Annotated in this window: 12 protein-coding genes; all 12 read left to right on the top strand. The window is 53.5% G+C overall.

Going from position 1 to position 15,444, the window contains the following annotated elements; genetic code table 11:
* The first annotated feature begins 9 nt into the window (after positions 1-9).
* The 12 genes from DG357_RS22960 (at position 10) to DG357_RS22955 (ending at position 15,366) form a co-directional block, all read left to right on the top strand.
* Entirely contained in the window at positions 10-516 is a 507-nt protein-coding gene (locus DG357_RS22960; RefSeq protein ID WP_088205561.1) for a hypothetical protein, read from the top strand.
* Positions 517-998: 482 nt separating this feature from the next.
* On the top strand, positions 999-1,262 hold the full coding sequence (locus DG357_RS12620) for a PAAR domain-containing protein (protein WP_088205560.1): 264 nt from the start codon (positions 999-1,001) through the stop codon (positions 1,260-1,262).
* Between the two features lie 2 nt (positions 1,263-1,264).
* Positions 1,265-2,473: a hypothetical protein gene (locus tag DG357_RS12615; RefSeq protein ID WP_088205559.1), complete on the top strand. Its 1,209-nt coding sequence runs from the start codon at positions 1,265-1,267 to the stop codon at positions 2,471-2,473.
* The gene (locus tag DG357_RS12610; protein ID WP_088205558.1) at positions 2,466-5,837 is read left to right on the top strand and encodes an ImcF-related family protein; all 3,372 of its coding nucleotides are present in this window, start codon (positions 2,466-2,468) and stop codon (positions 5,835-5,837) included. The genes DG357_RS12615 and DG357_RS12610 overlap by 8 nt, the downstream gene beginning before the upstream one ends.
* Positions 5,838-5,856: 19 nt before the next feature.
* Positions 5,857-7,464, top strand: a complete 1,608-nt coding sequence (tssA, locus tag DG357_RS12605) for a type VI secretion system protein TssA (RefSeq protein WP_088205557.1) — start codon at positions 5,857-5,859, stop codon at positions 7,462-7,464.
* A 29-nt stretch (positions 7,465-7,493) separates the two neighbouring features.
* Positions 7,494-9,263, top strand: coding sequence for a type VI secretion system baseplate subunit TssF (gene tssF / locus DG357_RS12600; RefSeq protein WP_088205556.1), 1,770 nt, complete (start codon positions 7,494-7,496; stop codon positions 9,261-9,263).
* The gene (gene tssG / locus DG357_RS12595; protein ID WP_088205555.1) at positions 9,227-10,309 is read left to right on the top strand and encodes a type VI secretion system baseplate subunit TssG; all 1,083 of its coding nucleotides are present in this window, start codon (positions 9,227-9,229) and stop codon (positions 10,307-10,309) included. The genes tssF and tssG overlap by 37 nt, the downstream gene beginning before the upstream one ends.
* Positions 10,310-10,342: 33 nt before the next feature.
* Complete coding sequence (gene tssJ, locus DG357_RS12590) at positions 10,343-10,867, top strand: type VI secretion system lipoprotein TssJ (protein ID WP_088205554.1); 525 nt, start codon at positions 10,343-10,345, stop codon at positions 10,865-10,867.
* A gap of 3 nt (positions 10,868-10,870) precedes the next feature.
* Positions 10,871-11,557, top strand: coding sequence for a M91 family zinc metallopeptidase (locus DG357_RS12585; RefSeq protein WP_088205553.1), 687 nt, complete (start codon positions 10,871-10,873; stop codon positions 11,555-11,557).
* Entirely contained in the window at positions 11,520-14,063 is a 2,544-nt protein-coding gene (locus DG357_RS12580) for a type VI secretion system Vgr family protein (RefSeq protein ID WP_088205552.1), read from the top strand. Before DG357_RS12585 ends, DG357_RS12580 begins: the two co-directional genes overlap by 38 nt.
* Positions 14,063-14,944 carry a DUF6402 family protein gene (locus DG357_RS12575; RefSeq protein ID WP_088205551.1) on the top strand — a complete coding sequence of 294 codons (882 nt, stop codon included), beginning with the start codon at positions 14,063-14,065 and terminating at the stop codon, positions 14,942-14,944. The genes DG357_RS12580 and DG357_RS12575 overlap by 1 nt, the downstream gene beginning before the upstream one ends.
* Positions 14,941-15,366, top strand: a complete 426-nt coding sequence (locus DG357_RS22955) for a DUF6201 family protein (protein WP_126818153.1) — start codon at positions 14,941-14,943, stop codon at positions 15,364-15,366. Before DG357_RS12575 ends, DG357_RS22955 begins: the two co-directional genes overlap by 4 nt.
* The last annotated feature ends 78 nt before the right edge of the window (positions 15,367-15,444 follow it).

The raw sequence follows: 15,444 nt of genomic DNA, 5'->3' as shown, positions 1-15,444 counted from the left end.
GGGCAATAAATGAAAAAATATTTTTTTTTGATATTTGTATCTATTCCTTCAATTGCTGGTGAGTTGACATATTCTAATTATTTCAGAGAGTTTTCAGAAGCGTTTTCGGCTCCAACTGTGTCAGAGTCTGACTACTCAAGATTGTCCTCCTATAAAGTGCATCCTGAGCTATTTATAGATTTCGAAAAATCCCCTCCGGAATCATTTAGTGGCAGTGATAAACATAATTCAAATGTTATTTTTAATGGTACTCTATCTAAAAGGTACTTTATCAATTTCATTAACTCCACATTTTTGAATGGTGTTACTTTAGATGAAGGAGCAAAAAAAGTCTTTACTGACAAGGATAGAGTTTATTCTTTTGAGGTAAACATAAAAAATAGTCAAGTTGTTATTTTTGAAAATATGCTCATTTCTGCGCCGGAAAATATGACCGCCGAAATTAGTTGTTCATATACCTTTGGCTCAATAAATAAAGAATCGTTAAAGTTAGTGAATGTATTTTGTGCTGGGTAATGGAGGTGATAATATGATTAGTCAGTTTTTATTTTTTTCCTTATTTGTAATATCTCTTTTTCCTTGTGTTTCAAATTCCTCAGAATTTATTCATGTTGGTGAGCAATACTTTTTTGAACTAAATGGTGAAACTTTTCTGATGGGTCTCGAGTTTATATGCGATATGATGTGAATATGTTATACAATCAAAAAAAGCGCATATCAAAATAACCACGTGGCATGCTCCCATTACTTGTGACGGTGATTATGATGTAGAAGAAATTAATAATGTATATATTTTAAATTATGTAGGGCTGGTGGGTGTGTGTATCCAGCACCTCAATTTCATATTATGAAAAAAGGGAAGGATATGTATATAAAAGGAGAGCCTCTTGTTTATAGTGAAGGTTATTGGTTGGAAATGATACAGAAGAAAAAATAATAAATTTTAAACGGTAACTACAATTAATATTAATACTTAATACCATAAGAGGAATAATTCCATGCTTCAAATTATCCGCAAAGGCGATAATACCACTCACGGTGGTTCAGTAATGACCGCTTCCGAAACGATGAAATTCGGCGGCATCGGTGTTGCCCGTAAAGGCGATAAAGTTTCCTGCCCAATCCCGGGTCATGGCCCGACCATTATCATTGAAGGTAATCCCAACTATCTCGATCATGGTATTCCCGTGGCGTTTCACGGTCATAAATGTGGATGCGGCTGTACCCTGATCAGCTCATTTGCTCCGGCGAAGGTTGCCTGACTATGCCTGTCTGGCTGGATGCCATTCCTGAAAAGGCTGAAAAAGTTGTACGGCCAAATACCCGCCGTTGGTTACTGTTCCTGGCGTTCATGATGCTGGCTGGTATTGTCCTGACGCTCTGGGGATGGACCGCCGGGCGCACGGGATTTGTATTCTGGTTTACCGCACTGGGTCTGCCGTTCTGCTCATGGGGACTAATGTTTGGACTTCGCCGGTTCGCCTATAAGGCAGAACAAGTTGGGGCGGAGTCCCGTAACGTGGAACGTGAGGCGCTTATTGAGCGCGAAATTCAACGGGGCCAGCGCAGTGCCTGGATTCTGGGGACTCTGGTTCAGACACCCGCCGGAAATAAAGCCAGTGAACTGCTCAAGGCAATGGATCGTGCAGCGCCTCTGATCGACTTCTCCCGACCGCGGGGATGCGGAAAACCTGTCAGGTATGCCGCAATAACCGCTTTTCAGACAAACATGGCCGGGGAACTGAAATCCACTATCACCAGACTGACTTCCCGGGTCGAAATGATTGTCGAACCTCTCCCGATAGCGCTTTCGTGCTGGCTGATGCTGGACTGTGACAGTGACATTTATCCACAGGCAGAAGAGCAGATTAAGGCCGAATTGCTGAGAAAGAGCGGCAGGGCTTTCCGTCTGATGTCGGGAAAAGGACTCGCTGCATTTGATGTCTGGCTGGATAAGCAATGGGATCACCCCGGCATACTGGTTGCAATAACCATTTCCTTACCTGCCTCACCAGCTGAAGGTGAGGCTGATGCCATCACGTTGCATGTATTCAGTAACCGTAAAGCACTCTCATACCCAGATACCCTGCGGCTGCATCGCCCTGAACGAGGCACTGAACCAGTGCTGACAAAGACCCTCAGCCGGGCGCTGCTCTGGGCAAACGTGCAGGCTGAACAACTCAAGGGTTGCTGGTTTTCCGGTCCCATACTGACACAGGGCAGTGGCTGGAATAATGCCTGCGAAGCAAATGCGGTCAGGTTCAGTCTGTCTGAGGACAATATCAGTATCGACCCGGTTTTGGGGTACACCGGTCATGCCGCCCCCTGGCTTGCTGTCGCGCTTGCCGAAGAAGACTTTGAACAGCGTGGCATACAGGTTATCGCCGTACAACCTGCTGCTGGCAAGGATGATGTCTGGGTCACCGTAATCACCAAAGAAGAAGTTCGCAAGGGATCGTCAGGGAATGTCTAAGATCAAAGTCAAAACACTCATCGGCTCTGTTGTTACTGTCATTTTTTTCCTGACAGTCATCGTTGCATTTTTGTTTTATGCCTTTCCGGAAAATGTGACTTCGTCCACCGGGTTAGGCCCGTACGACGGGCAACGGATACTCTCATTTTGTGCGTTGCTGGTGGCTGCACTGTTACTCCTTGGATGGCTGGTGGAAAGGGCATTTAATTACGCGGGTAAATCCGGCCTGTACGTCCACTGGAATCAGAACAAAAAACAGATTGTCGCCCCGGTAGCGCAGGTGATTGCGGGTGCGGAAGATGACAGTGAACCCGTTTTCCAGAATGAACAGATGACAGAGCATCTTCGCCTGCGATACGGACGTCGCTGGGAGCGTCAGGTCAGGATCCTGCTCGTTATGGGCAATAAAGATGAGGTTCAGAAGGTGGCTCCGGGGCTCTGTCGTGATCTCTGGCAGGAGGGCGACGGAAATGTTCTGGTTTATGGCGGCGATGCGCAGTCACAGCCGGATGAGGTTTTCCTGTCCCGATTAAAGAGTCTCCGTTCGGGTAAATCCGTGGATGGTATCGTCCAGGTAATGAATACCGCAGCGCTACCGACCGACACTGAGCGTGACGCCTTCTTACGTTGTCGCCAGAAAGCCGACTATCTCCTCGGCTGGCAGGCTCCCGTCTGGTTATGGCTGACCGACAAAGAAACTACCACCAGTGATAAGAGTGAACCGGTAGCAACCGGCGCGCTGTTTGGCCCCGGCGTGACTCCACAGGACGCGCTTACCACGCTGGAGATGCTGATCCCGCGTTTACGTCAGGCCGGGATGTCTCAGGTGCTGAACAATCCGCATCATAACTGGCTGCTGCAGCTCTCCTCCCGCCTGCAGGGCGACCTGAAAACAAGCCTGAGCATCCTGTTGAACGGGCTGATGCAGGGAACGGCGGCATTCCGTCTGCGGGGGATGATGTTCAGCCCTGAACTGGCGGTTGCTGGTTCAGTACCCAATACCCGGATCGATACGCCTGGCTGGGCAGCCGTCATTGATGACTGTGCCACCGTTCGCGCCAGAAAACTGACCTTCGACTGGCTTAAGGGGCTGCGTTTACTGCTGCTTGCCCTGATTGTCCTCTGGGGAGCCGGAACATTAGTGTCTCTCATCGTCAACCGGGCGCAGATTTACCAGGCGCAGAGCACCGCCCGTCTTGCTGCCGACACAAAACAACCGTTGACCGGGCGACTGCGTAACCAGCTCGTGCTCCAGCAGGCCATTGCCCGTCTGCAAAACCGCGAGGCGACCGGTGCGCCGTGGTACACCCGTTTTGGCCTTAATCAGGACCGCGACACGCTGGCGGCGCTCTGGCCGTTGTATGCCCGCAACAATGCCCTGTTAATGCGTGATGCGACTGCAGCGCGCTTGAAGCAGCAACTGAACGCCTATGTGCAGCTCCCTCCGGCCAGTGATGCCCGCACGCAGGGAACACAGCGGGCTTACGATGTGCTGAAAAGCTATCTGATGATGGCCCGACCGGACAAAGCGGATGCCGGATGGCTTGCGAAAAATGTGCTGACGGCGTGGCCGAAGCGTCAGGGCGTGCCAGATGGCGCCTGGCATGTACTGGCCCCGAAACTGCTGGGCTTTTATGCCCAGAACCTTCCGGCGCATCCGGAATGGAAAATTAAGCCCGATGCTGAACTTGTCGCGACCGTGCGCCAGATCCTGCTCAAACAGATTGGCCAGCGCAATGCTGAGTCCGGGCTGTATCAGGACATGCTGAAGCGCGTGGCCAGTAACTGGCCGGATTTAACGCTGGCGGATATGACCGGCGACACCGATGCTTCTACCGTTTTCAGCACGGACGAAGTAGTGCCGGGCATGTTTACCCGCCAGGCCTGGGAAGAGCAGGTACAGGATGCGATTAACGAGGTGGTCAAAACCCGCCGTGATGAAATCGACTGGGTACTGACGGATAAAACCCGTCAGCCCGGGAGTGATATCGCACCCGAAGCGCTGAAGGCCCGGCTGACCGAGCGTTACTTTACCGATTTTGGCAATGCCTGGCTGAATATGGTCAACAGCATTCAGTGGCAGGATGCGACTTCACTTTCAGAAGCTATTGCCCAGCTCAACCTGATCGGCGATGTGCGCCAGTCGCCGCTGGTGGCGCTGATGAACACCCTAAACTACCAGGGAAAAACAGGAGAGAAGGGCGAAGCGCTGGCGGATTCGATAGTGGATTCGGCGAAAAAACTGGTTGGCCGGAAAAAATATGCCCGACAGTTCATCGAGCAGGCGCAGGGGCCGAAGGGGCCGCTTGAGGACGTTTTTGGTCCGCTGACGGGATTTATGGAGGGGAAAGAGGGCACCGGACGTAACGGTAACCTGAGTTTCCAGTCCTGGCTTGCCCGTGTGACTCAGGTACGCCTCAAACTTCAGCAGGTCACCAGCGCGCCGGATCCGCAGGCGATGTCCCAGATGCTGGCCCAGACGGTCTTCCAGGGCAAGGCTATCGATCTGACCGACACGCGTGATTACAGCAGTCTGGTGGCGGCGAGTCTGGGCCAGGAGTGGAACGGGTTCGGTCAGTCATTGTTTGTTCAGCCACTGGATCTGGCCTGGCGGCAGGTGCTTGCTCCGGCAGCAGGAAGCCTTAATACCCGGTGGCAGACGACCATTGTCGATCAATGGAACAAAGCCTTTGCCGGCCGCTATCCGTTTAAAGCCACCGGCAGCGATGCCTCATTGCCTCTGCTGGCGAAGTTCCTGCGCAGCGATTCAGGTCGCATCGCTACGTTCCTGAAAACCAGCCTCGGCGGCATTCTTCACCAGGAAGGGAATCGCTGGGTGATGGATCCTTCAGCAAGTCAGGGAATGGAAGTGAGCCCGGATTTCCTGCGGGCAATTAACCAGCTGGCTGAACTGTCAGATATCGTTTTTGCCCAGGGGGATGCGAACGTTCACTTCGAACTGATGGCGCGTCCTTCCCGTGATGTGGCTCGTGTGCAGCTGACGCTTGACGAGCAAAATCTGGACTTCTTTAACCAGATGGAAAGCTGGCAGAGTTTTACCTGGCCGGGAAATACCTATTATCCGGGCATCAGCCTCCGCTGGCGCAGTGTTAACAGCGGGATGCAGCTTTATACCAGCAACCAGGGCAACTGGGGATTAATTCGTCTGCTGGATAAAGCCCTGATTACCCCCCTTGACGCGAGCCGCACGCAACTGGTGTGGATCACCCCGGACGGTAATCCGCTGAAGTTTGTTATGCGCAGCGAGCTGGGCGACGGTCCGCTTGCCTTGCTGAAGCTTCAGGGGTTTACGCTGCCTAAAGTCATATTTACGGTTGCAGCCAGCGCTGAAGACATCGAATAAAGATGAGACAAGGAAAAACATGAGTTCACCGGAAGCCCTTTTATCGGCATGCACCACAAATCAGGAAGAGCAGCAACGCCTTATCGAAAGAGCCTCCAGCGCTCTGTCGCTCTGGGATAACTGGTTAAAGCCCGTCAGCCCCGAAACGGAAACGGGTGACGATCCGGCCTATGACGACAATTTCCAACTGATGCGCGAAGAGATCAATAAGCTCTCGGGGACCGATCCTGAGTTACTCTGTGCGCTGGCGGAAAAGATACTGTGTGAAAGCGCCAAAGATATCCGTGTCGTGACCTGGTATATCCACGCCCGACTGAGCCGCAACGGTGAGGAAGGTCTGGCTGAAGGGTTATTACTGCTGGTCGCGATGTTATCCCGCTACGGCAACCGCTGTCATCCGCTGCGCCCTAATGCCAGGAAAGCCGCCCTGGAGTGGCTAAGCAGTACAAAGATCCAGGATACGCTTTCGCTCTGGCCAGAAGTGGAGCGGGATGATGCCGCTCTGACTGCGGGGGTCATCACCCTGCTGGCCGAAAGCGTTGCCGGGTGGCCTGAGAATGAAAAACCGTCCTTTGCTGGTCTCTGTAGCGCCCTGGAAAATCGCATGGCGCGTTCCGGCGGGATGGAGGTACTGATCCCCCAGAACAGCAGCGTTCAGGAAACCGGACGAGACGCTGTACTTTCTCCATCGCCACAACTCACCGCCGTGAAGTCCGGACGTGATTTGCTCGATCAGATGAAGATACTCTCCCGCTGGCTCGGAGAACAACCGCAGGGATGGCTGGCCTCCCACCGGCTGATGAAAACTGTTCGCTGGGATACAGTCGATCAGATCCCGCCGCTGGACAGCAGTGGACGCACCCGACTGGTCCCGCCTAAACCCGAGTACCGGGCGCAGCTAAAGCGTCTGTATCTGCAAAAAAACTGGACTGAGCTGGTAGAGCAGGCCAGCCAGATGTACTGCGAAGGGGTGAACCATTTCTGGCTCGATCTTCAGTGGTACCTCTGGCAGGGACTCAGCCATGCGGGGCAGCCTTGGGAGAGCTGGTCGGCGTCAGTCCTGCTGGATCTTCGTCTGTTCCTCAAACGCCTGCCCGGGCTTGAGGGACTCGCATGGAATGACGGAACGCCGTTTGCCGATGAAGTGACCACGGGCTGGATAGCGGAAAAGGTGGATGAGGAGGGACTGTCATTTGGCAGTGAGCCGATAACGCCTCCCACCGGACACGAGGACGATGTGCTGTCGCTGGAAGCCGAAGCGATGGAAAAAGGCGACAGCGAAGGGCCCGAAGCCGCATTTGCCTGGCTTCAGTCCCGGCCGGGAATGGACACACCGCGCCAGCGCTGGCTGGTGCGCCTGCTGATGGCCCGGGTGGCTGAGCAGTATGGGCGCAACGACATGGCGCTGCATCTGCTGGGTGAACTGACTGCTTCAGCCCCTCAACTGACGCTGGGGGACTGGGAGCCGGGCCTGCTGTTCGAGGTTCAGGCCCGCCGCCTGAAGCTTCTTCGCATGAAAGCCAGCCGCAGCGAGTCCGATAAAACCCGGCTGATGCCCGAGATGGATGCCCTGCTGGCTGGGCTGATTGCCATCGATCCGGCCCGGGCCATGGTGCTGTGTGGCTAATATTTTATTAACTATCAGGAATTCCGTGCATGGATGATTTAACCCTGCGCTACTATGAAGCCGAAATGCGCTATCTGCGTGAGGCCGGAAAAGAATTTTCGCGCGCACACCCGGACCGGGCGGCGATGCTCAATCTGGATAAATCCGGCGCCCGCGATCCCTACGTAGAGCGCCTGTTTGAAGGGTTTGCCTTCCTGATGGGCAGGCTGCGTGAAAAGCTTGATGACGATCTACCAGAACTGACCGAAGGGCTGGTCAGTCTGTTATGGCCGCACTACATGCGGACCATTCCGTCGCTTGCTATCGTTGAGTTTTCTCCGGACTGGCGCAGTCTCCGTCAGTCTGAAACACTGGCGGAAGGTTTTTCGGTTCTTTCGCGCCCGGTGGGGCCGCACAAAACCGCCTGCCAGTACCGCACCACGCGGGATGTGCCCTTACAACCCCTGCATCTTACCGATGTGCGTCTGCATACCGAAACGGACGGGCGTTCGGCCATTCGCCTGCGTTTTGAGTGCCCGGAAAAAGTGGACTGGAATAAGGCCGGGCTGGAGAAAGTCAGTATTTTTCTGAATGCCGAAAGCCCGGTCAGTTCAGCACTGCATCTGGCGATGACCCGCCGGGTACATGCGATGTATGCCCGTCACGCCGGAACCCGCACCGAGCGTCATAAATTTGATGGCTGGTGCAGGCCGATGGGCTTCGATGACAATGACGGTCTGTGGAAGAAAAGCGATACGGCCTTCAGCGGCTATCAGTTGCTGCTGGAATACTTCAGCTTCCGTCAGAAGTTTATGTTTGTGGAGTTGCGCGGTCTTGACACTATTGGACTGACTACTGAGAGCACCTGGTTTGAAATCGACATTGTGCTCAATGAAGCATGGTCACCCGATCTGCCGTTTGAGACGGACAATTTCCGCCTGCACTGTGCGCCGGTGATCAACCTCTTTACGCTTGAGGCGGACCCGCTGACGCTCAGTCCGCTGGAGAATGAGTATCTGCTGCGGCCGCTGCGCCTCCAGGACGGGCACACCGAGATTTACAGCGTGGATAACATCCACGGCGCGGTAAAACTCGGTAAGCACCAGTATGTCCCGTTCACCAGTTTCCGGCACCGGGGCGGCATGATGCGCCACGATGCCCCGGAGCGCTATTACCACACGCGGGTTAAGCGCGGCGCATCCGGTCTCTATGACACCTGGCTTATTCTCGGCGGACGTTCATTCGAACTGGATCAGCTTTCCGAAAAACCGGAATCGCTGTCGATGCGGATCACCGGCACCAACGGCCAGCTCCCGCGTAAGGCACTGGAGAGTACCCTGCTGGACAGGGTCGTCAAAGCTGGCAAAGTCCCGGTCAGGGTACTGAACGTCACGGCCCCCACCATGCCCCTGTATCCACCGGCCAACGACCGGTTCCACTGGCGGGTAATGAGCCATCTTGGCTCAAACTTCCTCAGCATGATGGATAACCCGGAGGTATTGCGCGGGACGCTGGCGCTGTATGACTGGACCGACGATGAGATGAATCGCCGTCGCCTTGAGGCCATCGTTGCGGTGAAGCACACGTTGATTCGCCGCTTTGAGAAAGGCTTTATGCTGCGCGGTGTGGATATTGAGATCACGCTGAATATGGACAACTTTGCAGGCGAGGGGGATGTGAACCTGTTCGGCGAGATGCTGCACCGTTTCTTCGCGCTGTATGCGGATATTCACCTTTTTAACCAGCTCACGCTGGTACTGCAACCGACAGGGAAACGACTGAGATGGCGCGAGAACCACAGCCAGCACGTACCGGGCTGACGTTAACCCTCAATCAGGACATCTGGCAGGCTAACTTTTATCGTTTCTGTCAGTTGCTGGAGCAGGAGTCTCCGGATGCGCCGAAACTGGGTGCGACCAGCCATCCCGGCGACGATCCGGTGCGCTTTCGTCCCTGGCCAGGGATGGGGTTCCCGGTTACCGAACTGCGGACGGTTGAGACCGATGAGGAAAATCCGGAGTTGCCCCCGACCGTGCGCACCACCTTTCTGGGGATGTACGGCGTGGATTCACCGCTGCCGGGCGCGTATCTGGATGACATCGCGCAGCGCAGGGAAGGGTATGAGGCGGTCACTTCATTTCTGGACATCTTCAGCCACCGCATCACCACACAGTATTACCGGATATGGCGCAAATATGCTTACCCGGCGACCTTTGAGGCCGGAGGGCGTGACGCGACATCACAGTGTCTGCTGGGGCTGGTAGGTCTGGGTATTCCGGGCACGGCGGAACGTGTGGCAACGCCCGTTTCCCGCTTTCTGGCGCTGCTCGGCACCATGCGGCTGCCCACCCGTAATGCGGAAGGTATCCGCGCACTGGTCAGCCTGCTGGCGCCGCATACGCGGGCCAACATCACTGAGCCTGACCCGGTCACGGTGCATATCGAAAACCGGAGCGGGCTGAGTGCAGGAAACCGCGTCCGTCTTTCACAACGGGCGACGCTTGGCAAGTCTGCGAAAGAAGCCTGTAGCAGGGTACGGGTGACACTTGTCACGGATGACGCTGACGAAGCCGAAGGCTGGCTTCCCGGCGGTCAGCTCCATACCGATTTACTGGTCCTGATGCGGGTTTATCTGGGCTACCGCAGCGATGCACGGCTGCGCCTTACTGTCCCGGTCCGGCTGCTGCCTGAGCCTCGGCTGGGCAATGCCCGACGCATTCAACTGGGGCGCACCGGTCTGCTCGGTCTCAGGGGCGGCAGACTCAGTGATAACCGGGAAACCCTGACGGTCAGCCTGGGCTGCTATGAAGGGCTGCACTGGCGGATGTTGCCGTCAGCTGAAGACGGCCATTACCGTTTCGATTAATTACGCACACTCCCTCTTTAAAAGGAATTTTGAATGACACAAGTCACCCGCTGGTGGGCGCTGACGCTTATCACCTGCGCCCTGCTGACAGGCTGTGGCCTGACCCAGACCGTGACGGACGGTACCGTCAGTCTCACAAAATCCATCTTTTATAAAAAGATCAAAACGCTGCATCTGGATTTCACTCCACGCGCCGCAATTAATGCTGACGGCGCCCAGACGCCGCTGGCCACCATGGTGCGGGTCTACCAGCTAAAGGACCGTAAGGCGGTGGATGCCGCGGATTACCAGACGCTGCTGCGCAACGCCGATACGGTGCTGAAGGACGATATGCTGGTCACAAAAGAGTTGCTGGTCATGCCCAAAGGTTGTGTAACGCTAAACGTGCCGATGGACGAGGACGCACAGTTCGTGGCGGTGGTGGGGCTGTTCAACCGCCCGGATATACAGGACAACCGCTGGCGTCTGGTGCTCTCGCGGGAAGACCTCGACCCGGATAAACCCCGCACCATCGAGCTGGGCGACGGCTGGCTGAATCTTGTTCCGTTAAAGGAGTAAATTATGGACAGCTGCATTGAACGTGAAGACGATGCCCGGATTGAATGCAGAACTACTGAGGGCATATCGCGTCCCTTCAGGAAAAGTAGGGTTGCTGAAGGCATATTCATAGAGGATGTTTACCATCGGCCCTCTTTTTTTGACGAGGTTGAATCGGCACTCAGTACAATAGCTCAAGGGAAAAGCGGCAAGCAATTAATAAAAATTATCCAAAAGCATACTCCAACTGATAAACATATCTTAATTCGTTACGGAGTCAGTGAGGCTAATACGGGCGTTTTGTTGACCGAATCTCAGCGAGAAAGATTCGGGCCGGCAACGCCAGTTGAAGAAAAAAAGAGAGCGATATCTCTCGCAGTAGAATCTGGCCCTGGTAAAAACGAGGGAACCAGTGCTGAGATTATCTTCGATCCTGATTTTTCTGCTGATATAGACAAGGATGGACGCTCATTACCCGGTAGAAATCCTCGAAAATCATGGCTGGTATTGTGTCATGAACTCATACATGCCATGAGAATGTTAAAAGGAACTTCGACAGCCTACCTTGGTGATAAGAATGACCCTAAAACGGGGGCCGGATACGAAGAATTGAGAGCGGTAAGTCTGGGAAAGAAAAAAACACCCTCCGAGAATTCTGTCAGGGAAGAACATAATGAACCTTTACGCAAATATTATCAGTGTGCCGGATGAGGCGTTGTTACAAAGAAGTATAAGAAGAAGTCAGAGAGGAAACCCTCGCTTTCTGGAGACTCTTGTTTCCCTCTATTCTCTTGATATTACTAACAGCGTTGTTAGTCCAGATGTCCTGCGCTTTCGCGGGCATGAAGCCCTGAGTGAGCCCTTTCGCTGGGAAATCGATTTCACCACGCCGCAGGGCAATATCGCCCCGGAAGACGTGCTGATGAAATACGCCACCCTGCGCATGCGCAGCGGCAAGGCGGTGCATGGCATCATCACCCGTCTGGAGTGGATTTCCACCACCGCCGACCAGTCGCATTATCAGCTGGTGCTGAGTTCACATCTGGCGCTGCTTAAACGCACTCGCCAGTGCCGCATCTTTCAGAACCTGTCCGTGCCGGAGGTGGTGGAGCAGGTCCTGCGCGGCCACGGGCTGGAAGGCCCGGATTTCGACTTCCGCCTGGAGCGAGCCTACCCGGCGCGGGAGCTGATGACCCAGTGGCGGGAGACGGACCTGGAATTTATCCAGCGCATTCTCTCCGAAGTCGGGATTTTCTGGCGCACGGAGATGGACGAGGCGCGCGGGCTGGAGGTGGTGATTTTCGTTGACAGCCAGCTTAACTATCAGTTTGACGTCCGCCTGCCGTACAGCGAGCCGTCCGGGCTGTATGACGGGGCGGAAGAGTCGGTGTGGGATGTGCGTACCCTGCACAAGGTGGTGCCGGGCATGGTCAGCACGCGGGATTACAACTACCGCACCGCCAGCACGCCGATAGATGCGACGGTGAGTGTGCGCAGTGATGCGGTGACCACCGGGGAGCATTACCGTTACGCCCAGCCGTACCGGGAAGCAGGGGATGCTGCTGACCTGGAACCGGAAACCGAGTCCGGCGCCTTTTATGCCCGTATTCACCATGAGCGCGAACTGAACGCGTCGGCCCGTATTCATCTTGAAAGTAACGCCGCCTGCCTGATGCCCGGCCAGGTGCTGGAGCCACAGGGCGAGGTGATTCGGGCGCTCAGGGAAGGTGTGGTGATTACGGAAGTGAAGTACCACGCCGCCCGTGACACCCGGCTGCATGTCTCCGTCGACGGGATGCCGTACACTGAGCGTTACTGCTTCCGCCCGGCTGAAACACAGCGCCCGGAGGTGCATGGCACCCTGCCCGCCCGTATTGAGAGCCGGGAGAAAGGCGATATCTACGCACACCTGGATGAGCAGGGCCGCTACCGCGTCCGGCTGGACTTTGACCGGGACGATGCTGAACAGGGATTTGCATATCTGTGGCTGAGGATGGCGAAGCCGTACACCGGTGATACTTACGGCTGGCACACGCCGCTTCTTGACGGCACTGAAGTGGCGATAGCCTACAGCAACGGCGACATTGACCTGCCGTATATCTCCCATGCCCTGCATGACTCTGAACACCCGGACCACGTCACCCGCGACAACCACACCCGCAACGTACTGCGCACGCCCTCGAACAACAAGCTGCGGATGGAGGATAAGCGCGGCGAAGAGCATATCAAGCTCGCCACGGAGTACGGCAAGACCCAGCTGAACACCGGGCACCTGGTGGACGCGCAGGAGAAACCCCGTGGCAAAGGATTTGAGCTCAGAACCGATGAACAGGGCGTGATTCGCGTGGCGAAGGGATTGTTTATCACCGCTGACGGGCAGCAGAAGGCACAGGGCGAGGTGCTGGATATGGAGACCGCGCTGCGGGAAATCGACATCTGCCTGCAGCAGCTTCAGCAGCTGGGGGTGGCGGCAGAGCAGGCGCAGGCCCTGAAAGCCGACGTCGACAGCCAGATAGTGATGTTTGAACAGCGGCTGAAGCCGCTGAACGAAACCCTGCTGTTTTCCGCGCCGGAAGGGATGGCGTTCACCAGCGGTGAGCATATGCAGATGACGGCTGCGAAGAATGTTGCCATTAACGCCGGGGGCGATATCAGCACCGGCGTCATGGGCAACATGACGGCGCTGGCGGGAGAAAAAATCGGGCTGTTTGCAAGAACAGGGCAACTGAGCCTGAAAGACAGCGAAGGCCCGGTGGAGATGCAGGCGCAGAACGGCAGGATGCAGCTGTTCGCAGAGAAGAAACTGACCCTGACCTCGGAAAGTGACATCACGTTTTCGGGGAAGAAGCGCATTACGCTCATTGGCGGGGGGAGTTACCTGCGGCTGGAGGCAGGGAAAATTGAGTACGGTACAATGGCGACGTACCTGCGGCGAACGAAAAGGACGATGGCGGCCGCGAGTGATTCACTGGCCCAGGACCAGACTAAAAGGCCTGCGCCATTGCCGGATTTGTCATGTGGATCAAACGCCGCCTGTTTCAGGATTTCAGATGCATTAACAGGGGCTGAAGATATGGAATTTGCTTATCAGGTTAACACACCCACGGGTTCGTTGCAGGGAAGAACTGGTTCAGCCCTGACGCATACAGTGAATTCGGACACAGAAGAAAATGTGGTCCTGGACTATGTTTTCCAGATTAGAGCGGGGACAAGGTAATGGCCGTTTCATCGAAAACCACGACAAAAGAACCGGAACAGCAGGAAAAGAAAGTCAGTGTGGAATTCTTCCATATTGATATGATCCCTGATGCGATGAGAAATATGGGGTGGGAGATGGCTCCTAAGCTAATGGAACATTGGTTTAGTATTTCTCCAGCTTATTCGTTTGATAAAAGTTCAAAGAATGAATTTCTTGACAGCGATGCAAGAATTCTGAGTTCTTCCATAGTAAATGATAAAGTAATCACAATGGCTTGGGCCATTCAATTTGAGCAGGTTGCTGCAGGTATTCAGTTACTTAAGAAAAACTGGAACACCATTAAATCAAGAAATGTGTTGAGGAAGCGTCTTGTTGAGCTTGGTTGCGACACTAAATCATTCAGTACAATAGGTATGACAAATGATGTCAAAATTTTGGATTCAACTGCCCAAGTAAATTTCCAGCGAATTGGTAATAAGACAGATACAATAAATGATTGGTATGGTGCTGTGGGAAACGCCAATTTGAAGGTGTGTATAAGAGGGAGTGTCATAAGCGCAAATGAGAAGTTATCGGTACATGTTGATGCTTTAGGTTTTTATCTTAAAGATACTTATGATTTTCTTGATGACGATAAATTTGGTATTGATATACCTGAGTGTCTTGGCGTATGGGGGAAGAGCAGAGTACTAAATAAGACTGAAACGGCTTCCTATATGACATCGTATACTTCTGGGGGATTTGGTATTTTAGTGCGGCAGTATTCTGGTTTTGTACCTGTATTTAATTCCGATTTTAGGAAGTGGCAAGAAAAACACGGGAAGGGTGGGGATTATATTGTTTTTTCTGATGTTTTATGGGTTTATCCATTGGATAAAGATAAAGTGATTGATTTATGAAAAAGTACTCTGCTGTGAAAGTTATTATTTGCATGACGATATTATTTATATGGCTTGTTATTTCGCCCGTGGCTTTTTTTGGTAAATTTAATTGTGCTTATGAAAAAATAAGTCCAGACGGCGAATTTAAAGTGGTGGCTTACAATGTATTACCTGCAACGCCATATGCAGCATATCAGTCTTTTATATGTAATGATATATTTGTTGTTTTATATGATAAAAATGGCCGGTACCTGGGGCAAAGTTCACCATTTCACTTTTCAGAACTTGATGGTGTTTTTGCTGATGCCGTTTTTTTTCCGGGGGATATTCCTGGAGAAGAATCTTTTTCAATAAATGGTGTTAATGATTATGTTGAAGGGTATACAATTCCAGTTAATAACAAAAGATGGTGGAGTCAGTTTATTTCGGCATTCCATTAAATACGCGGACTTAATTGAATTGAAAAATAAAGAAACCTGATGGCAGGAGCCCTGGAAGCCGTTTGTCGCCGGAATGCT

The organism is Enterobacter bugandensis (assembly GCF_900324475.1).
Classification (GTDB): Bacteria; Pseudomonadota; Gammaproteobacteria; order Enterobacterales; family Enterobacteriaceae; genus Enterobacter; species Enterobacter bugandensis.
The sequence above is the reverse complement of the archived record's forward strand: the minus strand, read 5'-3'. Positions and strand labels throughout refer to the sequence as shown.